Here is a 20,300-nt window from a genome sequence, read left to right as displayed (position 1 = left end):
AATCTGCTCAGAACGGCCGTCATTTTAACGAATTCCGTCATGAGCATGGCAATGACTGTAAGCGTTTACTAACATAAAATCTGAAAGCAGCTTGAACACCTCAGGAAAACCCGGTGTGGCGAATCGGCCACCCTCAAAAAAATCCCCCCAATCCCAATCGGGATGGGGGGTTATTGGGCAGGCGGTCGGTCTCAGCGCGGCGCGCGGATCACCGCGTACTGTGCCCACTCACCACGGCGGAACAGCACATTCACTGGCTTGGATTTCTCCAGCTTGGAGAGGGCCAACTCCACCTCTTTGATGTTGGTGGTCTCGGTGTTGGCGATGGCCACGATCACATCCCCTTCGCGCAGGCCTGCCCGCGCGGCAGGCCCTTCCGCGGAGGCCACGCGCACGCCACCCCGAATGTTGATTGCCTTTGCCTCGGCGGCACTCAGCTCTGTCAGGCTCAGGCCAAGCGACTGCAATGCATTGCTCGACTGCGCCTTCGGCGGTTCGGGCGTTGCGGCGCGGGTATCGGGGCGCTCCGGCTCGAGTTCAGCCACCGTGATCGAAAGCTCACGCTGACTGCCGCGCCGAAAAACCGTCATGCTGCTCTTGCTGCCGGGCTTGGTGTTGCCCACCAGTCGCGGCAGGTCCACCGACTTGTCGACATCCTTGCCATCAAACTTCAGGATGATGTCACCCGGTTCCACACCGGCCCTGGCAGCAGGCGAATCCGGCTCCACGCCTCGCACCAGCGCCCCCTTCGGTTGGCCAAGACCGATCGACTCGGCCACGTCCTTGCTGACCTGATCGATCTGCACACCGATGCGCCCGCGCGTCACACGGCCGGTCGCACGCAGCTGGTCGGACACACGCACCGCCTCGTCAATCGGAATCGCAAACGAGATCCCCTGAAAACCGCCAGAGCGCGAGTAGATCTGGCTGTTGATTCCGACCACCTCGCCGCGCATGTTGATCAGTGGGCCACCTGAGTTGCCGGGGTTGATCGCCACATCGGTCTGAATGAAGGGAAGGAAGTCACCGGTGTCGCGCTGCTTGGCGCTCACGATGCCCGCCGTCACAGTATTCTCCAGGCCAAAAGGCGAACCGATGGCCATGACCCATTCGCCCACGCGCAGTCGGTTGATATCGCCGATTTTCACGGCGGGAAGACCTGTGGCCTCGATCTTGACCACCGCCACATCGGTGCGTTTGTCCGCCCCAACGAGCCGGGCCTTGAATTCACGCTTGTCCGGCAACGTGACGATGAGCTCATCGGCTCCGTCCACCACGTGGGCGTTTGTCATGATCAGACCGTCGCCACTCAGGACGAAACCGGATCCGACACCGCGTGGTTGCGCCTCATCGGAGGGCCCCGGGCGCGGGCCGCGCGGCGTCATGCCGGGCGGAATGGGAATGCCGAAACGCTTGAAAAACTCCAGCATCTGCTCATCCGGCGCGCCTCCTCGGCTTTCCGAGCTGGCGCGCTCCAGGGTGCGGATGTTGACCACCGACGGACCCACCAAGTCCACCAGATCGGTGAAGTCGGGCAGCCCGCGCACGCTGGCGGAGGGTGGAATTGTTGGTACCTGAACGGTCTGGGCTTGCGACGACAAAGGCAGAGTCAGTCCGGCGCCAGCCAGCAGGGCACTGGCCAGTGCCCAGTTCAAAGGGGTTCGAATCAAGGGGGCATGCGTCATCGTGATCCTTTACACAAACACCAAACAATCCGCTTCGTCGAGACAGGAAAGGGCGCCGGGCCCAGGTCCCATCGCCAGGAACACGGCAACAATTACCGCGTGCGCTCCAACGCCATCGCAAAGCGTCGCAGCGTGGCGGTGGGCGCTTCACCCAGCACTGTCAGCCAATGATCGCCCACGCGGCGGTTGACCGAGTGCGTGGCACCTACCACCGCAGCGGACTCCTGCGTATGCCGTTGTGCATCGAACGGTTCGACGAACAGTGACACCGAGGCCAACCCGTCGGAAAACACCCACTGCATGGGAGCCATGCCTGGTGCTGGCTCGCCAGCGCTGGTGGTTTCCCGGGTATGGCAACTCATGGGCATGAAGCCTGGCACGGCCTCGCTCAGGCGCCAGCCTTCCGCCTCGGCTGTCGTCTTCCTCAGGAGGGGCTTGTGCACCTCATAGCCCCGGGTGTCTTTCATGAGCCGCTTGAGCTTCTCCATGCTCACCGGCGCGTCCAATTGCAACTCGGAGAACGCCACCTGTTCCAGTACAGCGCCCTGCTCACCCAGGGTTTGCAGCTTCACCACCAGGCCCGTCTGCCGCTCGGACCAGATGCGATAGCCAAACCGCAACGCGTCGCGCGGAAGGATTTCGACCATGTCGGCCAGATGCCCGGCCACGCGCTGCACGCCAACCTCGCGAGCGCTGTAGAACTGCTCGATCTGGTTGCCCGGCTTGCCCAGCACGTCAGGGAACATGCCCAGCGACTCCCGCTTTTCAACATACGCCGTCTTGGCCTCTGGCACGAAGGTGATGACTTCCTTGTTGCGGCGAATCGTGGTGCGCGGCGCGCCAGTCAGCGTGTCGACGCGCTCCATCTGTTGCGCGCCGTCGCAGACATGCCAGATCTTCGAGGCCGACATGGCCGCTCCCGCCGACACCACAAGCGTGCCGACATAGGCACGCTGCCGCGACGCCTCATGCATGCGCGTGAGCCATTCGTTGACGCTGCGCGTGCCCTCAGGGGACGAGGGCAGGTTCTGCGCATACAACGGTGCCATGACACCGCAAGCCAGCGCCATCAACGCGGCGGCGCCCCGGCGCCGGATGCCCGGTCGCCCTGGCAGCAGCATGGGCCGTCGTACCGAACGCACTTGATCGCCGACAAAGAGCCCGGACATGGCGAACGTCATGGTGTTTCAGCGAGCTGCCGCGTCGTACGTGGCACTGCGAATGAAGCCCGTGGGCATCTGCAGGGCAGACATGCCCCCATTCTGGCGGTGCTCGGCCAACAGCTCTTCGAGGCGGGCGTCACGGATCAGCGGCCCTTGCCCGGTATTCACCACCAGGGCAGTGGATGGTACAGACCCGGATGCCGCCGCACGAGGCGTTGCTGTCTCGACTGTCACGGTGGCGGCAGGCGCGGCGGCCAGCTGAGGGCCGCTGCCCCCTGCATTGGAGGGCGCTCCGCTCAAGACAGTCCAACTCACCGCGATCACCGCAGCCAGCGAAGCCACGCCAGCCACCATTTGCCAGCGAAAGACCGAGTCGTTGGCGGCCACGGCGCGCGCAGGGATAACCGGGGGCATCGGCGCCACAAAGGGTGCCGCTTCGGCCGCCAACCGTCCACGTACTGCGGCGAGAAAGTCACCAGGTGGTTGAGCGGTGAACGCCGCCGAGCGGTCACCCCGCAGCGCGCTTCCGATCACCTGATAGCTGTGCCAATTCGCCAGAACCTCCGCGGCATCGTCCTTGGAGGTGAACAGCGCATCGAGTTGCTCGGTATCGATCTCCCCATCCACAAGCGCGGACAACGCGTAGCGCGGCAGCAGACGAACTTCGTCATCCCGAGAATTCAAACTGACTTGTACGGCATTCATGATCTCTTCCTGAACTTCCCGATCCTCGGGGCAAGCGCGAGCCATTTTGAACGGCTGCCATGCCCTCTTACCATCGCTTGCCTGTCTGGCGCTCCAGCATCGGCTTGATGCGCGCTGAAATCGCCTCACGCGCCCGGAATATCCGGGAGCGCACCGTGCCAATGGGGCATTCCAGCGCCGTGGCAATTTCCTCGTAACTCATGCCCTCGATTTCACGCAGGGTAATCGCCATGCGCAGCTCTTCGGGCAGCGCATCCATGGCGGCATTGACCGCTTGAGCAATTTCCTTGCTGGCCAGCACCGCTTCGGGCGTCTCGGCATCGGCCGCTCCCGAATTTAGTTCGCGTTCGGGACCGGAAGTTTCATCGTCTTCCCCGGATTTCATCTGCGACTGGAAAACCAGCGGGTCTCGCTTGAGTTCCAGGAGCTGCTTTTTGGCCGTATTGACCGCAATGCGATAAAGCCAGGTATAGAACTGGGCGTCGCCCCGAAACTGGGCGAGCGCCCGGTAGGCCCGGATAAAGGTTTCCTGGGCAATGTCCTGCACGAGGTCGGTATCGCGCACCATGCGCCCGATCAGACGCTCCACCCGCCGCTGGTATTTCACGACCAGCAACTCGAACGCCCGTTGCTCCCCCGCGAGCGTGCGCTGCACCAGCATGACATCGCTGTCGGGCGGTGGTGGAGCGGTGTGGTCTTCGAGTGTCATGCGCGCGGAAATATAACCCAGGCCTTGCGTCCCTTCAGTTGCGCACGACCAGCGCGCGGCGTAGGTCGTGCCAGCGCCCTGGATTCTTCGCGCGCTCCGCCCACACCCAGCGAGTGCGCGCGTCCGCGCCGTGCAGACGGAGCAGGACGCGGGTCTGCAGATCAACCACCAGGTCCACGCGCTGCAGTGGCGCCCCTTCGACACACGCGGTGCTGCGCCACGCCCAGCCACCCGGGGGTTGCGCTTGCGCCTCCCATGACAACAGTCCAGTCGGAGAACGCCACCAGCTCCATGCGGCAAAAAGCAGCCAACTCCCCCAGAGAGCAGCACCCCACAGGCCATGCCACTGCCGGTGCGACGCGGCGTAAACAACCCAGGCTCCCAGCACCAGGACCCCTAGCGCGGCCAGCGTCAACAGAAACCAGAGGTAAAAGCGGCAGCGCCCCACCGGAAACGACACCGATGGGGCGCTGCGCATGCGAACCGTGAAAAAAACGATGTATGCGGCTTGTTCAAACGCGGCGGAACACCAGCGTGCCGTTGGTGCCGCCGAATCCAAAGTTGTTCTTCATTGCCACATCAATCCTCAAGTCCCGCGCGGTGTTGGCGCAGTAGTCCAGATCACACTCAGCGTCCTGATTGAAGATGTTGATGGTAGGTGGCACCTTCTGATGGTGAAGCGCCAGCACGGTGAAAACCGACTCGATGCCTCCGGCGCCCCCCAGAAGGTGGCCGGTCATCGATTTGGTTGAGCTGACCACCATCTGCTTCGCATGGTCACCCAGCGCAGCCTTGATGGCATTCGTTTCGTTGATGTCTCCCAGGGGCGTAGAGGTGCCATGCGCGTTCAGGTAGTCGACCTGATCCGGATTCACGCCCGCGTTGCGCAGGGCGCTCAACATAGCGCGGCGAGGGCCGTCCATGTTGGGCGCTGTCATATGCCCAGCGTCGGCGCTCATGCCGAATCCACCGAGTTCCGCGTAGATCTTCGCTCCGCGCGCCTTGGCGTGCTCGTATTCTTCGAGCACCATCACGCCCGCGCCCTCGCCCAGCACAAAGCCATCGCGGTCCTTGTCCCAGGGGCGCGAGGCCGTCTTCGGGTCGTCGTTGCGCGTCGACAAGGCCCGCATGGCCGCAAAGCCACCAATGCCCAGGGGAGACACTGTGGCCTCGGAGCCCCCAGCGATCATCACGTCGGCGTCGCCGTACTCGATCATGCGACCGGCCTCGCCAATGCAGTGCAGGCCAGTGGTGCACGCCGTGACGATGGCGATGTTCGGGCCCTTGAAGCCGAACTTCATCGACACGTGACCAGAGATCATGTTGATGATCGATGCCGGCACAAAGAATGGCGTGATGCGACGCGGACCACGGGTGGTCAGTTCGGTGTGCGTTTCCTCGATCAGCGGCAGGCCGCCGATGCCGGAGCCAATCACGCAGCCGATGCGCGTGGATTGCTCCTCGCCCAACCGGTCGCCGGTGGGAAGACCCGAATCGGCCACCGCCTGCATGGAGGCAGCCACACCATAGTGAATGAAGGTGTCCATCGTCCGCGCTTCCTTGGCGGTGATGTACTCCTCCAGGTTGAACCCTTTGACCTCTCCCGCAAACCGGCAGGCAAAGTTCGACGCATCGAACCTCGTGATGGAATCAATGCCGGACTGTCCAGCCAGGAGGTTGGCCCAGGAATCGGCCACCGTGTTGCCCACGGGGCTGACGCAACCCAGGCCGGTCACGACGACACGGCGACGGCTCATCGGTTTTTCAGGCCTTCTGGTTGGCCAACGCGTAATCGATGGCTTTCTGAACCGTGGTGATCTTTTCGGCTTCCTCGTCGGGAATCTCGATACCGAATTCGTCTTCCAGCGCCATCACCAGCTCAACCGTGTCCAGCGAATCAGCGCCCAGGTCGGCCACGAAAGCCTTTTCGTTGGTGACCTGCCCCTCTTCAACACCGAGTTGTTCGGCAATGATTTTCTTCACACGTGCTTCGATATCGCTCATAGGTCCCTCTGAGGGTGGTTGAAATACAGGCCGCCATTTTAGCCGTGCCGGGAATGTGGCCCCGGATGGCCCGCCGGGCGGCTGGCTCGGCGCAAGTATTCCATGCGGCGTCCCGAGTCAGGACATGAACATGCCGCCATTGACGTGCAATTCCTGGCCCGTGACATAGGCGGCCTGTGGGCTGGCGAGGTAGGCCACCGCATGCGCAATGTCGGCCGGCTTGCCCAGATGGCCCAGTGGGATCTGTCCCAGCAACGCCTTTTGCTGCTCTTCAGGCAGCGCGGCGGTCATGTCGGTTTCTATGAAGCCCGGCGCCACGCAGTTGACCGTGATGCTGCGGCTGCCAAGCTCACGCGCCAGCGCCCGCGTCATGCCGGCCACCCCGGCCTTGGCAGCAGCATAGTTGGCCTGGCCCGCATTACCCGAAGCACCCACCACGCTGGTGATGCTGATGATGCGGCCATAGCGCTGCTTCATCATGGGGCGGATCACCGCACGGCTGATGCGGAACACAGCCTTCAGGTTGGTGTCAAGCACCGCATCCCAGTCATCGTCCTTCAGCCGCATGGCCAGCATGTCGCGCGTGATGCCGGCATTGTTCACAAGCACCTGCAGGCCGCCGTGGGTCTTGACAATCTCATCGATGAGCGCCTCGGCCGCCGCCGCGTCGTTCACGTCGAGCTTCGCACCACGGCAGCCACCGACGGCTCTCGGCAAGGCAGAAAGTGCCAAGCCAATCTTCGCGGCACCCTCGTCACTGGTGGCGGTACCGATCACGACCAGCCCCCGGCCGACAAGCTCGGCCGCAATGGCGGCCCCGATTCCGCGCGAAGCGCCGGTGACCAGAGCCACCTGGCCAGCAAACTTGATTTCAGACATGGGAGTTCTCCAAGCTTCAGGCCAGCAAGGCCTTGACTTCCGCAAGAGTGGCTGGATCAAAAAGGGCCGCGCCAGTGAGGGAGGAATCGACTCGCTTGACCATTGCGGTCAGTACCTTGCGCGGACCGCACTCAACCACTATATCGATGCCGCGAGCCTTGATCGAGCCCACGCATTCCACCCAGCGCACCGGTCCGAAGGCCTGGCGGTACAGCGCATCGCGGATGCGATCAGGATCGGATTCGACCGCCACGTCGATGTTGTTGATCACCGCGATCTGTGGCGCGGCAATCGGCGTATCGGCAAGTCGTTCCTTGAGCCTCTCCGCGGCCGGCTTCATCAGGCTTGAGTGAAAAGGAGCGGACACCGGCAGGGGCAACGTACGTTTGGCACCCAGTGCCTTGAGCACCTCACAGGCCTTGTCAACGGCCGCCTTGCTGCCAGCGATCACGGTCTGCATGGGGTCGTTGTAGTTCACCGCCTCCACCACCTCGGCGCTGCCAGGCCCGAAACTGTCCTGGGCCTCAAGGCATCCGGCCACGACGGCTTCGGCGCTCAACCCGAGCACCGCCGCCATCGCACCAGTGCCGGACGGTACAGCCTCCTGCATGGCCTGCGCGCGAAACCGCACCAGGGGCGCGGCCTGCGCCAGCGTCAGGGACCCCGCAGCCACCAGGGCGGAATACTCGCCCAGCGAGTGCCCGGCAACCACTGCTGGCAATGCACCGCCTTCTGCGCGCCACACGCGCCATGCTGCAACGCCGGCGACCAGCATCACAGGCTGGGTGTTCACCGTCATGGCCAGCACATCGGCCGGGCCATGGTGGATCAGCCTGCCCAGATCTTCGTTCATGGCGTCAGACGCCTCTTTCAAGGTCTCCACGACAGCAGGATGGTCTGCCCAATCGTCAAGCATGCCCACGGCCTGAGAGCCCTGGCCGGGGAACACGAAGGCAAAGTTCTTCTTCATTTATTTGAATGTCATTCCAGTGGAGAACGGGGGCAGCGCCGTTCAGAAGTCCAGCAACACCGAGCCCCACGTGAAGCCACCGCCCACGCCTTCGAGCATCAACGTGTCACCGGGTTTCACCATGCCACGGCGCACCGCGTGATCCAGCGCCAACGGGATCGAGGCAGCGGACGTATTTCCATGCTGGTCCACGGTGACGACGACCTTGTCCAGCGGCAGTTTGAGCTTGCGCGCCGTGCTGTGCATGATGCGGATGTTGGCCTGATGGGGAATCAACCAGTCGATGTCCGCGGTGGTTCTGCCCGCCTTGACCAGCGTGGTCTGCGCCGTTTCTTCCAGCACGCCCACCGCCAGTTTGAACACTGCTTGGCCATCCATCTTGAGCAAGGGATCGCCCAGAATCTGGCCACCAGAAACATGGCCAGGCACGCAGAGGATGCCCGTGTGTTTGCCGTCAGCATGAATGTCGGTAGCCAGGATACCGGGCACGTCCGAAGCCTCCAGCACCACCGCGCCTGCGCCATCGCCGAACAACACACAGGTCGTGCGGTCGTTGAAGTCGAGCAGGCGGCTGAATATCTCGGTCCCCACCACCAGCGCCTTGCGCGCGCTGCCCGAACGGATGAGCGCGTCCGCCACGGTCAGCGCATAGATGAAGCCACTGCACACGGCCTGCACGTCAAACGCCGGGCACCCCGCAATACCCAGCTTGTGTTGCAGGATGGACGCCGTGGAAGGAAACACCATGTCGGGCGTGGAGGTGGCGACAATGATCAGATCAATGTCACCGGCGTCGACGCCAGCGGCGCCCATCGCCTGGCGGCAAGCCTCGACGGCCAGGTCGCTGGCGTATACGCCGTCCGCCACGAAATGGCGCGCCCTGATGCCGGTGCGTTCCACGATCCAGTCATCACTGGTCTCCACACCACGAGGGGCCAGCATGGCCACCATGTCGGCGTTGGTCAGTCGCTGGGGGGGCAGGCTGCTTCCAGTGCCAGTGATGCGGGCGTAGCGTGTCATGCGGGACGACTCGGAATATTCAAATGGTCGGGATGCTCTTCAATTCGCTCGGCACGGACTCCGGCGACATCAGTGGCCGGGCGTGGGCGATGCGCTCCCGCACGTTGTCCAGCAATTGATTGAGGGCCGCATCATAAGCCCGGCCCAAGGCTTGCTCGAACGCAAAGGCGTCGGCGGAGCCATGGCTCTTGAACACCAGGCCTTGCAGGCCAAGCAGTGCCGCGCCGTTGTAGCGCCGATGGTCAACGCGGTTTTTGAATGACTTTAGAACCGGATAGGCGAAGATTGCGCCCATTCTCCGAAAAATGCTCTTTGAAAACTCCTCACGGATGAATCCACTGATCATCGAGGCAAGGCCTTCGCTTGCCTTGAGCGCCACGTTCCCGACAAAGCCATCACACACGACGATATCTGTCGTTCCCTTGAAGATATCGTCGCCTTCGATATTGCCGAAAAAATTAAGATCACCGGTGTTGGCCGCATTTCGCAGCAGAACACCGGCTTTTTTTATGACTTCGCTGCCTTTTATGACCTCTTCACCAACGTTCAACAATCCGACGCTGGGCTCCTTGTGTCCGGTTGACGCAGCCACCAGCGCAGAACCCATGACGGCGAACTGCAGCAAGTGCTCGGCCGAACAATCGACGTTGGCACCCAGATCAAGCACCGTGGTCGCGCCGCCGCGCGCATTGGGCATCTGGGTCGCAATGGCAGGGCGATCAATCCCGTCCATGGTCTTGAGCACGTAGCGGGCAATGGCCATCAAGGCGCCGGTATTTCCCGCCGACACCGCCGCCTGGGCCTCGCCCGCCTTGACCTGGTTGATGGCCACGCGCATCGAGGAATCCTTCTTACGGCGCAAGGCCACCTCCACCGGGTCCTCCATGGAGACGATTTCGCTTGCGGGCACCACGCTGCAGCGCACGTTGTTAAGCACTTGAGGCCAGGCCTGGAGTTCTGCGGGCTTGCCCACAAGCAGCAAATGCACCTGTGGGTGACTGGAGAGAAAGGCGGCACAAGCGGGCATGGTCACCGCCGGCCCGACATCGCCTCCCATGCAATCCACAGCGATGGTGATCATGGCAACTACATCCCGGATCGGGCGCTTAACGCAACCCAAGAATGAAAAAAGCCCGCATGCAGCATGCGGGCCAGCGTCTCACAGGCCAACCGGCAACCCCGTTCGCGACACCGCGGCGAGGCCCCTGGCCACCCGCCATCAGGCTTCGGACTTGTTTTTCAGCACCTGGCGACCCCGGTAAAAGCCATTGGGGCTGATGTGGTGACGCAGGTGGGTCTCGCCGGTGGTCGGCTCAACGGCGATGCCGGGCACGTTCAGCGCATTGTGCGAACGGTGCATTCCACGCTTGGAAGGGGACTTCTTGTTTTGCTGAACAGCCATGATGGGCTCCTGAAATCGGTAGGGTCAAACGGAGTGGCACAAACGGAGCATTGTGGCCGCCCCGCTCAACCGGTCGTGCGCCTGACCAGAGCCGGTCAACAGACCATGCAAATGGATGCCAGCGCAAAGCCAAGCATTATAGCCCGAAGGCAGCCACACCAACAACTGCGGCCTTACTGGGCCTGCAGGTGTCATTTTTTCAACCGTGCCAGTTCGGCAAACGGGTTTTGCGGTACCGGGGCAGCATCGTCCGCCGCCTCATCGACATCACCCACCTGCATCCGGACCGGAATTGGGCAGACCTCGTGCATGGGCACAAGCGGCAGGGCCATCAGCATCTCGTCTTCCAGCACATCCAGCAGGTTGGGGCGGGGTTCCAGGGCCAGCAGGTCTTCTTCGGAGTCATCGTCCTGCGCCTCGGCGGTCGCCTCGTCCGCCACGAACCGGAACCAGCGCTCCACCGTCAGGGGCACGTCCACTGGACCCAGGCAACGCTGACAGGTCAGAGGCATGCGCACATCCACCTGCAAGAGCAGCCAGGCCTCAGGCTCGTCTCCGCTGGCCCCTGGTCGCATCTCTCCCCGTGCCAACCAGCGGACCGACTCCGATGCGACCGATGCGTCCGGCGCCCGTTCGGCATGCAGGCGCGCAAACGTCGAGAGCTGCTCCTCGGCTTGCAGACTCGCCCCCGCCTGGGCAAATGCACGCATGTCCAGGCGTCGGGGGTTCCAGACGATCTTGGGGGCGTTTTTCATCCGGGCAGTGTAAAAGAATGCGGGGAGAATACCGGGATGACACTTGCCAGAACTACGTCTTCGCCCGCACCGTCGCGCGCGCTCATCCTCGGCTCCACGTCGCGCTACCGGCATGCGCTGCTGTCCCGCCTCGGGGTGCCGTTCGAGGCAATCGCCCCCAACGTGGACGAGACGCCCGAAGCGGGCGAAAAGCCGGCCGACCTGGCGCTGCGCCTGGCACTTGCCAAGGCCCATGACGTGGCGCGAATTCGTCCTGAGGCGGTGGTAATCGGAAGCGATCAGGTGGCCGATTTACAGGGGGAGCCGCTGGGCAAACCGGGCACGCACGCACGCGCCGTGGCGCAGCTACAGCGCATGCGGGGCCAGACCGTGGTATTTCAAACCGCGCTGGCTGTGGTCTGCCAGGCCACCGGATTCGAGCGCAGCGACATCGCCGCGGTGCGCGTGGTGTTTCGCAATCTGAGCGACGACGAAATCGAACACTATCTGCACGCCGAGCAGCCCTACGACTGCGCGGGCAGTGCCAAGAGCGAGGGTCTCGGGATCGCCTTGCTGGAGCGCATCGACAACGACGACCCAACCGCGCTGGTGGGATTGCCGCTGATACGCACCTGCCACATGATCCGGGCAGCGGGGGTGAAGATACTGTGAGCGCCCCCATCAAGAAGCAGGGCACGCTTTATCTGGTTCCCACGCCGCTGGACTTCGGCATGGACCTGGAAACAGCGGCCCCGCCCGGTGAATGGTTGCCAGCCGAAACCCTGGCCATCGCTGGCCGCCTCACGCACTGGATCACGGAAAACGCCAAGAGCACGCGCGCGTTTCTCAAGCGGGTGAACGACGTCATGCCACTGGCCGCGCCGTTGCAGACCCAACACATCACCGAACTGCCCCGTGCAGCACACAAGAAGGGCGACCACGCCCCGGAAGCCGCCGGTGACGCCGCCGCGCGCGCGCTGCTGGCGCCCGCGCTGCTTGGCCACGACGTGGGCTTGATCAGCGAAGCCGGCATGCCCGCCATCGCGGACCCGGGCAGTTCCATCGTCCGGGCCGCCCACGCACTGGGCCTGCGAGTGGTTCCACTTACCGGCCCGGTCTCGCTGATGCTCGCACTGGCCGCGAGCGGGCTCAATGGGCAGAACTTCGCTTTTGTGGGCTACGTGGCGCAGGAGCCCGGCGAACGGGCCCGGCGCCTGCGCGAACTGGAAACGCTGGCGCTCAAAACCGGGCAGACGCAGATGTTCATCGAAACCCCTTATCGCAACACCAGCTTGCTCCAGGCATTGCTGCAGACGCTGCATCCCCACACCCGACTGGCCGTGTGCGGCGCGCTCACACTGCCACAGCAAACCTGCCGCAGCGCGCTGGTGAGCGAATGGAAACGGGATCAGCGGCTGAGGGCAAGCCTGCCGCTGGACGCACCGAGCGTCTTCCTGCTCGGAAGGTGATTGGCCGCGCGCCTCAGAGCCCGAGGCGCCCGAGATGGGCACGCACGGAGCCACTGAGCTCGGCGTTGGCCAGGGCCAGGTCGATCGTGGCCTCCAGAAAACCTTCCTTGCTGCCGCAGTCGTAGCGCTGACCCTCATAGCGGTACGACTGCACCTTTTCCTTGCCGATGAGAGCGGCAATGCCATCGGTGAGCTGGATCTCTCCGCCCGCACCGCGCGGCTGGCGACGGATGCTCTCGAACACTGCGGGCGTGAGCACATAGCGCCCAGCCACCGCAAGGGTCGACGGTGCCGCTTCGGGCGCCGGCTTCTCCACCATGGCGAACACCTCGGCCAGCGCCTGCGATGCACCGAGCACGTCGACCACGCCATAGCGGCGCGTTTCCTCGCGGGGCACATCCTGAACCGCGAGCACGGTACCGGGGCTCGATTCGTAGGCTTGCACCATCTGCTGAAGCACGGTGGGGCCTCCCTGGGCCTGGTTCCTGCCCATCATCAGGTCGTCGGCCAGCAGCACCGCAAACGGCTCATTGCCCACCAGACGCTCGGCGCAGAGCACCGCATGCCCCAGGCCCAGGGCCCGCGGCTGGCGCACATAGAAGCAATCCATGTCGTCGGGCTTGATGGAATGCACCAGTTGCAGCAGCGCGCTCTTGCCAGCGGCTTCGAGCTCCATTTCCAGCTCGTACGCTGTGTCGAAATGGTCCTCGATGGCGCGCTTGTGGCGACCGGTGACAAAGATCATCTCGCGGATGCCCGCCGCGTAGGCCTCCTCCACCGCATACTGGATCAGGGGCTTGTCCACCACCGGCAGCATCTCCTTGGGGATGGCCTTGGTGGCGGGCAGAAAGCGGGTGCCCAGGCCACCCACGGGGAACACGGCTTTTCGAATCGTCATCATGTGTGCACTATCTCCCAGACAGCAAAGGTGAATCGGCCACCCATGATACCGATCATGTGAGCGGCACAGAGCCGCTACACTGGTCCGCGTTGCCCGCGCAGCCTGCGCGGCGCGCCTTCACCGTCACACCGCGTATGAGCATCACCCCCGTCATTCTTTGCGGCGGCTCCGGCACCCGCCTGTGGCCGTTGAGCCGCCAAAGTTTTCCGAAACAGTTTGTGCCGCTGGTGGGTGACAAGAGCCTGCTGCAGCTCACCCTGGACCGGCTGGCCTGGTGCGACAACCCGGTGGTCTGTGTGGCGTCAGAAGATCACCGTTTTCTGGTGGCCGACGCCATCGAGGCGGAGAAGATTCCTGGCCAGGTCCTGCTGGAGCCCGCCGCGCGCAACACTGCCGCGGCCATGGCACTCGCGGCGCTGCTGGCCCGCTCTACGGAAGAGGCCGACCCCCTGTTGCTGTTCTGCCCATCCGACCACCACATCCCCGACGCCACGGCGTTCGCCCGGACCGTGCGACAGGGCGTGACGGCCGCCGAGGCGGGCGCCATCGTCACTTTCGGCGTGGTGCCCAGTTTTCCCAGCAGCGCCTATGGGTACATCCAGCAAGGCGATGACCGCGCCGACGGCAGCCGCACCGTGGCCCGCTTCATCGAGAAGCCCGCGCCCGACGCGGCGCAGGCTTTGTTGTTGCAGGGCAATGTGCTGTGGAACGCGGGCATTTTCCTGACCCGCGCCAGCACCCTGATCGCCGCGCTCGCCCAGCACGCCCCCGACATCTTGCAAGCCTGCAGGACCGCCATGGTGCAGCCCCGACAAGACACCGTGGGGCAGATCCGCTTCGTGCGCCCCGAGGCAGGCGCCTTTCTCGCGTGCCGCTCTCAAAGCATTGACTACGCCGTGATGGAGCCACACGATGAGGTGGCCGTGGTGCCCTTTCAGGGCCAATGGAGCGACGTGGGCAGCTGGAACGCCGTGGCCGAACTGAGCCAGGCCGACGGAGACGGCAACCGCGTCACCGGCCAGGGCCATGTGCTGAACGCGCGCAACACCTTCATCCACGCACCCGGTCGCACCGTGGTGGCCCTGGGCACGCAGGACCTGCTGATCATCGACACGCCCGATGCCCTGCTGGTGGCCCAGCGCGACCACGCCGAACAGGTCAAGGACGTGGTGGCCTTGCTATCACAGCGCAAGATTCCGCAGGCCGCCATGCACCGCCGCGTGGCACGTCCCTGGGGCTGGTACGACAGCGTCGACATGGGCGAACGCTTTCAGGTCAAGCGCATCGGCGTGAAACCCGGCGCATCGCTCAGCCTGCAGAAGCACCACCACCGCGCCGAGCACTGGATCATCGTCAAGGGAACGGCCGAGATCACCCGCGGTCAGGAGGTCTACCTGCTGTCCGAGAACCAGTCGACCTACATTCCCATAGGCGAGGTGCACCGGCTGCACAACCCGGGCAAGATGGCGCTGGAGATGATCGAGGTGCAGTCGGGCAGCTACCTGGGCGAAGACGACATCGTGCGACTGGATGACGTCTACGGCCGTCAATCCAACACCCCCGGCAAGACGTGACGGCGGGTCCCATGAAAATCCTGCTCACCGGCGGCGCGGGCTACATCGGCAGCCACACCGCGATTGCCCTGATCGAGGCCGGCTTCGAACCCGTGGTGCTGGACAACTTCGCCAACAGCCACCCGGTGGTGCTGGATCGCCTGGCGCACATCACCGGCCGGGCATTGCCACTGGAACGCGGCGACGTGCTCGACACGCCCTGGCTGGAAGAGGTGCTGCGCCGCCACCGCCCGGTGGGCGTGGTGCATTTCGCGGGCGACAAGGCCGTGGGCGAAAGCGTGGCGCAACCGTTGAAATACTTCCACAACAACATCGGTGGCGCGGTCAGCCTGCTGCGCGCAATGGAAACCGTGCACGCGGAAGACGCCTCGAACCCACCCACCCTGGTGTTCTCCAGCAGCGCCACGGTGTACGGTGATCCGGCCTCGGTGCCGATCACCGAAGACTTCCCGCGCAGCCACACCAACCCCTACGGCCACAGCAAGCTGGTCATCGAGGACATGCTCGGTGCCCTGTGCGCTGCCCGCCCGGCCTGGCGCGTGGGCACCCTGCGCTACTTCAACCCGGTGGGCGCCCACCCGAGCGGCCTGATCGGCGAAGACCCGGCCGGCATTCCCAACAACCTCATGCCCTACGTGGCGCAGGTGGCGGTGGGGCAGCGCGAGCACCTCAACGTGTACGGCAACGACTACCCCACGCCCGACGGCACCGGCGTGCGCGACTTCATCCACGTGCAGGACCTGGCCGTGGGCCATCTGGCCGCGCTCAAGGCGCTGCTGGGCCGGGGCGAGAGCTTCACGGTGAACCTGGGCACCGGCCGCGGCCACAGCGTGCTCGAGGTGGTGCGCGCGTTCGAGAAGGCCAGCGGCCGCACGGTGCCCTACCGGATTGCGCCGCGCCGCGCCGGCGACGTGGCCCAGTGCTGGGCCGACCCGGCTCGCGCCCGCCAGTTGCTGGGCTGGCAGGCACGGCACACACTGGACGACATGTGCGCCGACGCCTGGCGCTGGCAGCACGGCAACCCTTCGGGCTACCGCAGCTGAACACCCGCGGCGCGAGCCGCGAAAAAGATGCCTTCGCCCACACTGGCACCGAATCGCTTGGCCAGACGCAAGCCCACGTTCTCGCGCTGCGTGTAGTCCACGATGTCCTCGGCCTTGACGATTTCGCGCGCCACGTAGTCGAGATTGCCCAGGCCATCGGCCAGGCCCAGTTTCACCGCCTGCTGACCGTTCCACACCAGACCGCTGAAGGTATCGCCGTTGTCCTTGAGGCGGTCACCCCGGCCCTTCTTCACCACCTCGATGAACTGGGCATGAATTTCGCCCAGCATCTGCTGCATGTAGGCGCGCTGGTTTTCGTCCAGCGGGCTGAACGGATCGAGCATGCCCTTGTTCGCCCCGGCGGTCATGAGCCGGCGCTCGATGCCGAGCTTGTCCATCAGGCCGGTGAACCCAAAGCCGTCCATGAGCACGCCGATGCTGCCCACCAGGCTGGCCTTGTCCACATAGATGTCGTCGGCCGCCGCAGCGATGTAATAGGCGGCAGAGGCACAGGTTTCCTCGACCACCGCATAAACCTTCTTGTTGTGCAGCCCCTTGAGGCGCGTGATCTCATCGTTGATGATGCCGGCCTGCACCGGGCTGCCGCCGGGCGAGTTGATCAGCAGCACCACCGCCTGCGCGCCCTCGTCCTCAAATGCCGAGCGCAGCGATGCCACCACGTATTCGGCGCTGGCCTCGGCGCCGCTGGCGATCTCGCCCTTGACGTCAACCACCGCCGTGTGCGGCGTGCTGACCGAGGTGGCCTTGTCGCTGGTGTAAACGAACCAGACGATCGCGCCCAGGATCGCCAGCCACATCAGTCGGGTGAACATCTTCCAGCGGCGCGCGGCCTGCTGTTCGCGAATCGTCGCGAACACGAGCTTTTCGAGCGTGGCGCGCTCCCAGGCCACCTCCTGGGCGCGATCACTGGCGGTGTGGGCGGAAGGGCCGGGAAAGTCGTCGTTCATGGTCGGGCGTTTTCAGAATTCGGGGGGTTTGAGGTGGTATTGTGACCGCCAGTGCACCACCCCGCCGTGCTCGACCAGTTCGATCTTGACCAGCCCGCCGCGGCAGGGTCCCCCCTTGCAGTCTCCGGTGTCCGGCTCGTAGACCGCGCCGTGCGTGGCGCACAGCAGCCAGCGCCCACTGTCGTCGAAGAAGCGGTCCGGCTGCCAGTCCATCTCCATCGCCACGTGGGCGCAGCGGTTCAGATAGGCATGCGCGCGCCCCTCATAGCGGATGGCAAATGCCCGGCAGGTCTGGCCGGCGTACACCACGTCGAACGACACCGCCCGCCCACCATCGACCAGGTCACCGCTGTTGCACAGTGCGTAAACCGGATCGTCGGCCGACGTGCTCATGGCATCCTCAGGCGTTCTGATTCAGCCAGTGATGCAGTTCGCGCACTGAATGCGCCACGTGCAGAGGTTCGAGCACAGCGAACGTGGCCGGTTCGTGGGCGCCATAGCTCACACCCACGCTGGCGCAACCGGCATTCACCGCCATCTGCAGGTCGTGGGTGGTGTCGCCGATCATGAGCGTGCGCTCGGGCTCCACGCCAAATTCGCGCATGAGCTCGTGCAGCATGCGCGGATTCGGCTTGCCGGCGGTCTCGTCGGCCGTGCGCGAGCCGTCAAACACACCCTGCAGTTCCACTGTGTGCAGCACCTCGTTCAGCCCCGCGCGGCTCTTGCCCGTGGCGACAGCCAACCAGTGATGGCGGCTCTTGAGCTCGGCCAGCAAGGGCAACACCCCATCGAACAGACTCAGGTCATGCTGCTGCGCCAGGTAGTGATGCCGGTAGCGCTGGCCCAGCAAGGGGTATTTTTCGGGAGGCACGTCGGGCGCAGCATGCGCCAGGGCCTGCATCAGGCCCATGCCGATCACGTAGCTGGCGGCTTCGCAGGAGGGCGGCGTGCCGCCCACGTCCACCACTGCCGCCTGGATGCAGCGCGCAATCAGGGCGGTGGAATCGAACAGGGTGCCGTCCCAGTCGAAGGCGATGAGGTCAAACTGGCGGGGGCGCATGGGTCAGGGCATGGCGAGCGCCTGCGCATGGTGGCGCAGGTGATCTCCGATAAACGACGCGATGAAGTAATAGCCATGGTCGTACCCTTCGTGCCGGCGCAGCGTGAGCGGCTGGCCGGCATGGGCACAGGCCGCCTCGAACAGCTGCGGGTGCAGTTGCGTGGCGAGGAAGTTGTCGGCCAGGCCCTGGTCGACCAGCAGCGCAGGGGCCTTGTGCCCGGCCTTCACGAGTTCGGTGGCGTCGTGCGTGGCCCAGCCACCGCGATCCGCCCCCAGGTAGCCGGTGAACGCCTTCTCTCCCCAGGGGCATTGCATGGGAGCGGCTATTGGCGCGAACGCGGACACGCTCTGGTACAAGCCTGGGTGGCGCAGCGCCAGCGTGAGCGCACCGTGCCCGCCCATGGAATGGCCGAAGATGCCCACGCCATCGGCCTTCGCGGGGAACGCCCCCAGCACCAGCTCGCGCAACTCGCGGGTGACCCAGCTCTCCATTCGAAAGTATTTCGCCCAGGGCGCCGCGGTGGCGTCAAGGTAGAAGCCCGCGCCGTGGCCAAAGTCCCAGGCCGCGCTGGCCTCTGCAATGCCGGTGTCGCGCGGGCTGGTGTCAGGCGTCACCAGCATGAGGCCGAGCTCGGCAGCGACACGCTGCGCACCGGCCTTGATGGCAAAGGTCTCTTCCGTGCAGGTGAGGCCCGCAAGAAAGAACAGAACCGGCACCGGTCCCCGCGCAGCCTGCGGTGGCACGAACACGCCGAACTTCATCGGCAGGCCAGTCTCGGTCGAAGCGTGCCGGTAGAAGCCCTGCACACCACCGAAACAGCGGTGCTCGCTCAACGTCTCGAAGACCGCCGTCATCAGAACTCCACGACGCTGCGGATGGACTCGCCGCGTTTCATCAGCGCAAAGCCCTCGTTGATGTCGGCCAGCTTGAGCTTGTGGGTGATGAGGTCGTCGATATTGATCTTGCCTTCCATGTACCAGTCGACGATCTTCGGCACGTCCGTGCGGCCGCGCGCGCCGCCAAAGGCGGAACCCTCCCACTTGCGGCCGGTGACGAGCTGGAACGGTCGCGTGCTGATCTCGGCGCCCGCCTCCGCCACGCCGATGATGATGCTGCGGCCCCAGCCCTTGTGCGTGCACTCCAGCGCCTGACGCATCACCTTGGTGTTGCCGATGCACTCGAACGAGTAGTCGGCGCCACCGTCGGTGAGCTGCACGATGGCATCGACGATGTTCTCGTGGTCCTTGGGGTTGAGGAAGTGCGTCATGCCAAACTTGCGCGCCATGGCCTCGCGCTCGGGATTGAGGTCAATGCCGATGATCTTGTCGGCGCCCACCATCTTCGCGCCCTGGATCACGTTCAGGCCGATGCCCCCCAGACCGAACACCACCACGTTGGCACCCGCCTCCACCTTCGCGGTGAAGATCACCGCGCCGATGCCGGTGGTGACGCCGCAGCCGATGTAGCAGACCTTGTCGAACGGCGCGTCTTCGCGGATCTTCGCCAGCGATATCTCGGCCGCCACGGTGTAGTTGCTGAAGGTGCTGGTGCCCATGTAGTGGAAGATGGGCTTGCCGTCGAGGCTGAAGCGGCTGGTGGCGTCGGGCATCAGGCCCTTGCCCTGCGTGCCACGGATGAGCTGGCAGAGGTTGGTCTTGCGGCTCAGGCAGAACTTGCACTGGCGGCACTCGGGCGTGTAGAGCGGGATGACATGGTCACCCTTCTTGAGCGAGGTCACGCCCGGCCCCACGTCGACCACGACGCCCGCGCCTTCGTGGCCCAGGATGGCCGGGAAGATCCCTTCAGGGTCGGCGCCCGAGAGCGTGTAGTAGTCGGTGTGGCAGATGCCGGTGGCCTTGATCTCCACCAGCACTTCGCCGAACTTCGGCCCCTCCAGGTCCACGGTTTCAATCGTCAGGGGCTGGCCTGATTTCCAGGCCACGGCGGCTTGCGTTTTCATGGTGCGTCTCGCTCGGAGTTTGTGAAATCGGCCACGAGGTTACCGCAGTTCAC

General features: G+C 64.5%; 23 protein-coding genes. 4 read left to right on the top strand and 19 right to left on the bottom strand.

Features of this window, described 5'->3' with window-relative positions; translation table 11 throughout:
- Positions 1-191: 191 nt before the first annotated feature.
- From AB7P10_RS05970 to AB7P10_RS05910, 13 genes are all read right to left on the bottom strand, one after another.
- Positions 192-1,685 carry a DegQ family serine endoprotease gene (locus AB7P10_RS05970; protein WP_428292919.1) on the bottom strand — a complete coding sequence of 498 codons (1,494 nt, stop codon included), beginning with the start codon at positions 1,683-1,685 and terminating at the stop codon, positions 192-194.
- Between the two features lie 92 nt (positions 1,686-1,777).
- Complete coding sequence (locus AB7P10_RS05965; RefSeq protein WP_428292918.1) at positions 1,778-2,806, bottom strand: MucB/RseB C-terminal domain-containing protein; 1,029 nt, start codon at positions 2,804-2,806, stop codon at positions 1,778-1,780.
- Positions 2,807-2,872: 66 nt separating this feature from the next.
- Entirely contained in the window at positions 2,873-3,553 is a 681-nt protein-coding gene (locus AB7P10_RS05960; protein WP_428292917.1) for a sigma-E factor negative regulatory protein, read from the bottom strand.
- Positions 3,554-3,620: 67 nt separating this feature from the next.
- The gene (gene rpoE / locus AB7P10_RS05955; RefSeq protein WP_428292916.1) at positions 3,621-4,262 is read right to left on the bottom strand and encodes an RNA polymerase sigma factor RpoE; all 642 of its coding nucleotides are present in this window, start codon (positions 4,260-4,262) and stop codon (positions 3,621-3,623) included.
- Between the two features lie 34 nt (positions 4,263-4,296).
- Entirely contained in the window at positions 4,297-4,740 is a 444-nt protein-coding gene (locus AB7P10_RS05950) for a hypothetical protein (protein ID WP_428292915.1), read from the bottom strand.
- Positions 4,741-4,774: 34 nt separating this feature from the next.
- Positions 4,775-6,019 carry a beta-ketoacyl-ACP synthase II gene (gene fabF / locus AB7P10_RS05945; protein WP_428292914.1) on the bottom strand — a complete coding sequence of 415 codons (1,245 nt, stop codon included), beginning with the start codon at positions 6,017-6,019 and terminating at the stop codon, positions 4,775-4,777.
- 7 nt (positions 6,020-6,026) lie between these two features.
- Positions 6,027-6,266 carry an acyl carrier protein gene (gene acpP, locus AB7P10_RS05940; RefSeq protein WP_066269448.1) on the bottom strand — a complete coding sequence of 80 codons (240 nt, stop codon included), beginning with the start codon at positions 6,264-6,266 and terminating at the stop codon, positions 6,027-6,029.
- 117 nt (positions 6,267-6,383) lie between these two features.
- Entirely contained in the window at positions 6,384-7,145 is a 762-nt protein-coding gene (gene fabG / locus AB7P10_RS05935; RefSeq protein WP_428292913.1) for a 3-oxoacyl-ACP reductase FabG, read from the bottom strand.
- 16 nt (positions 7,146-7,161) lie between these two features.
- Entirely contained in the window at positions 7,162-8,115 is a 954-nt protein-coding gene (gene fabD, locus AB7P10_RS05930; protein ID WP_428292912.1) for an ACP S-malonyltransferase, read from the bottom strand.
- Between the two features lie 42 nt (positions 8,116-8,157).
- Complete coding sequence (locus tag AB7P10_RS05925) at positions 8,158-9,135, bottom strand: beta-ketoacyl-ACP synthase III (protein ID WP_428292911.1); 978 nt, start codon at positions 9,133-9,135, stop codon at positions 8,158-8,160.
- A 19-nt stretch (positions 9,136-9,154) separates the two neighbouring features.
- Complete coding sequence (plsX, locus tag AB7P10_RS05920) at positions 9,155-10,216, bottom strand: phosphate acyltransferase PlsX (protein WP_428292910.1); 1,062 nt, start codon at positions 10,214-10,216, stop codon at positions 9,155-9,157.
- A 138-nt stretch (positions 10,217-10,354) separates the two neighbouring features.
- Positions 10,355-10,537 (bottom strand): 50S ribosomal protein L32, encoded by a 183-nt coding sequence (gene rpmF / locus AB7P10_RS05915; RefSeq protein ID WP_005794249.1) that lies wholly within the window; start codon positions 10,535-10,537, stop codon positions 10,355-10,357.
- A gap of 191 nt (positions 10,538-10,728) precedes the next feature.
- Positions 10,729-11,292, bottom strand: a complete 564-nt coding sequence (locus tag AB7P10_RS05910) for a YceD family protein (protein ID WP_428292909.1) — start codon at positions 11,290-11,292, stop codon at positions 10,729-10,731.
- Positions 11,293-11,328: 36 nt separating this feature from the next.
- On the opposite strand from AB7P10_RS05910, the gene AB7P10_RS05905 reads away from it, so the two are divergent.
- Both AB7P10_RS05905 and AB7P10_RS05900 read left to right on the top strand, forming a co-directional pair.
- Positions 11,329-11,943, top strand: coding sequence for a Maf family nucleotide pyrophosphatase (locus AB7P10_RS05905; protein WP_428292908.1), 615 nt, complete (start codon positions 11,329-11,331; stop codon positions 11,941-11,943).
- Positions 11,940-12,740, top strand: a complete 801-nt coding sequence (locus AB7P10_RS05900; protein ID WP_428292907.1) for an SAM-dependent methyltransferase — start codon at positions 11,940-11,942, stop codon at positions 12,738-12,740. Before AB7P10_RS05905 ends, AB7P10_RS05900 begins: the two co-directional genes overlap by 4 nt.
- A 13-nt stretch (positions 12,741-12,753) precedes the next feature.
- Here the strand turns inward: AB7P10_RS05900 and galU are convergent, their stop codons facing one another.
- Complete coding sequence (galU, locus tag AB7P10_RS05895) at positions 12,754-13,641, bottom strand: UTP--glucose-1-phosphate uridylyltransferase GalU (RefSeq protein ID WP_428292906.1); 888 nt, start codon at positions 13,639-13,641, stop codon at positions 12,754-12,756.
- 134 nt (positions 13,642-13,775) lie between these two features.
- Here galU and AB7P10_RS05890 point away from each other — a divergent pair, with 134 nt between their 5' ends.
- Positions 13,776-15,215 (top strand): mannose-1-phosphate guanylyltransferase/mannose-6-phosphate isomerase, encoded by a 1,440-nt coding sequence (locus AB7P10_RS05890; RefSeq protein ID WP_428292905.1) that lies wholly within the window; start codon positions 13,776-13,778, stop codon positions 15,213-15,215.
- 11 nt (positions 15,216-15,226) lie between these two features.
- Positions 15,227-16,258, top strand: coding sequence for a UDP-glucose 4-epimerase GalE (galE, locus tag AB7P10_RS05885; RefSeq protein ID WP_428292904.1), 1,032 nt, complete (start codon positions 15,227-15,229; stop codon positions 16,256-16,258).
- Here the strand turns inward: galE and AB7P10_RS05880 are convergent.
- From AB7P10_RS05880 to AB7P10_RS05860, 5 genes are read right to left on the bottom strand one after another with little or no spacing between them, the layout of a single operon-like run.
- Positions 16,246-17,226: a S49 family peptidase gene (locus tag AB7P10_RS05880; protein WP_428292903.1), complete on the bottom strand. Its 981-nt coding sequence runs from the start codon at positions 17,224-17,226 to the stop codon at positions 16,246-16,248. The two genes, galE and AB7P10_RS05880, sit on opposite strands and share 13 nt — an antisense overlap.
- Before the next feature lie 12 nt (positions 17,227-17,238).
- On the bottom strand, positions 17,239-17,619 hold the full coding sequence (locus AB7P10_RS05875; protein ID WP_428292902.1) for a Rieske (2Fe-2S) protein: 381 nt from the start codon (positions 17,617-17,619) through the stop codon (positions 17,239-17,241).
- Between the two features lie 7 nt (positions 17,620-17,626).
- Positions 17,627-18,286: an HAD family hydrolase gene (locus AB7P10_RS05870; protein ID WP_428292901.1), complete on the bottom strand. Its 660-nt coding sequence runs from the start codon at positions 18,284-18,286 to the stop codon at positions 17,627-17,629.
- A gap of 3 nt (positions 18,287-18,289) precedes the next feature.
- A complete protein-coding gene (fghA, locus tag AB7P10_RS05865; protein WP_428292900.1) occupies positions 18,290-19,141 on the bottom strand; it encodes an S-formylglutathione hydrolase in 852 nt (283 codons plus the stop codon).
- On the bottom strand, positions 19,141-20,247 hold the full coding sequence (locus tag AB7P10_RS05860) for an S-(hydroxymethyl)glutathione dehydrogenase/class III alcohol dehydrogenase (RefSeq protein ID WP_428292899.1): 1,107 nt from the start codon (positions 20,245-20,247) through the stop codon (positions 19,141-19,143). Before AB7P10_RS05860 ends, fghA begins: the two co-directional genes overlap by 1 nt.
- Between the last annotated feature and the right edge of the window lie 53 nt (positions 20,248-20,300).

Origin of the sequence: Hydrogenophaga sp. (genome assembly GCF_050182545.1) — a bacterium.
Lineage (GTDB): Bacteria > Pseudomonadota > Gammaproteobacteria > Burkholderiales > Burkholderiaceae_C > Hydrogenophaga.
This window is presented reverse-complemented; position numbering and strand designations above follow the sequence as displayed.

Coding starts and splice junctions, on each gene's coding strand:
- AB7P10_RS05925 (WP_428292911.1), bottom strand. CDS start 9,135: ATGACACGCTACGCCCGCATCACTGGCACTGGAAGCAGCCTGCCCCCC.
- rpoE (WP_428292916.1), bottom strand. CDS start 4,262: ATGACACTCGAAGACCACACCGCTCCACCACCGCCCGACAGCGATGTC.
- AB7P10_RS05965 (WP_428292918.1), bottom strand. CDS start 2,806: ATGCTGCTGCCAGGGCGACCGGGCATCCGGCGCCGGGGCGCCGCCGCG.
- rpmF (WP_005794249.1), bottom strand. CDS start 10,537: ATGGCTGTTCAGCAAAACAAGAAGTCCCCTTCCAAGCGTGGAATGCAC.
- AB7P10_RS05950 (WP_428292915.1), bottom strand. CDS start 4,740: ATGCGCAGCGCCCCATCGGTGTCGTTTCCGGTGGGGCGCTGCCGCTTT.
- plsX (WP_428292910.1), bottom strand. CDS start 10,216: ATGATCACCATCGCTGTGGATTGCATGGGAGGCGATGTCGGGCCGGCG.
- AB7P10_RS05970 (WP_428292919.1), bottom strand. CDS start 1,685: ATGACGCATGCCCCCTTGATTCGAACCCCTTTGAACTGGGCACTGGCC.
- AB7P10_RS05910 (WP_428292909.1), bottom strand. CDS start 11,292: ATGAAAAACGCCCCCAAGATCGTCTGGAACCCCCGACGCCTGGACATG.
- AB7P10_RS05880 (WP_428292903.1), bottom strand. CDS start 17,226: ATGAACGACGACTTTCCCGGCCCTTCCGCCCACACCGCCAGTGATCGC.
- AB7P10_RS05960 (WP_428292917.1), bottom strand. CDS start 3,553: ATGAATGCCGTACAAGTCAGTTTGAATTCTCGGGATGACGAAGTTCGT.
- AB7P10_RS05860 (WP_428292899.1), bottom strand. CDS start 20,247: ATGAAAACGCAAGCCGCCGTGGCCTGGAAATCAGGCCAGCCCCTGACG.
- acpP (WP_066269448.1), bottom strand. CDS start 6,266: ATGAGCGATATCGAAGCACGTGTGAAGAAAATCATTGCCGAACAACTC.
- galU (WP_428292906.1), bottom strand. CDS start 13,641: ATGATGACGATTCGAAAAGCCGTGTTCCCCGTGGGTGGCCTGGGCACC.
- galE (WP_428292904.1), top strand. CDS start 15,227: ATGAAAATCCTGCTCACCGGCGGCGCGGGCTACATCGGCAGCCACACC.
- AB7P10_RS05890 (WP_428292905.1), top strand. CDS start 13,776: ATGAGCATCACCCCCGTCATTCTTTGCGGCGGCTCCGGCACCCGCCTG.
- AB7P10_RS05905 (WP_428292908.1), top strand. CDS start 11,329: ATGACACTTGCCAGAACTACGTCTTCGCCCGCACCGTCGCGCGCGCTC.
- AB7P10_RS05870 (WP_428292901.1), bottom strand. CDS start 18,286: ATGCGCCCCCGCCAGTTTGACCTCATCGCCTTCGACTGGGACGGCACC.
- fabF (WP_428292914.1), bottom strand. CDS start 6,019: ATGAGCCGTCGCCGTGTCGTCGTGACCGGCCTGGGTTGCGTCAGCCCC.
- AB7P10_RS05875 (WP_428292902.1), bottom strand. CDS start 17,619: ATGAGCACGTCGGCCGACGATCCGGTTTACGCACTGTGCAACAGCGGT.
- fabD (WP_428292912.1), bottom strand. CDS start 8,115: ATGAAGAAGAACTTTGCCTTCGTGTTCCCCGGCCAGGGCTCTCAGGCC.
- fabG (WP_428292913.1), bottom strand. CDS start 7,145: ATGTCTGAAATCAAGTTTGCTGGCCAGGTGGCTCTGGTCACCGGCGCT.
- fghA (WP_428292900.1), bottom strand. CDS start 19,141: ATGACGGCGGTCTTCGAGACGTTGAGCGAGCACCGCTGTTTCGGTGGT.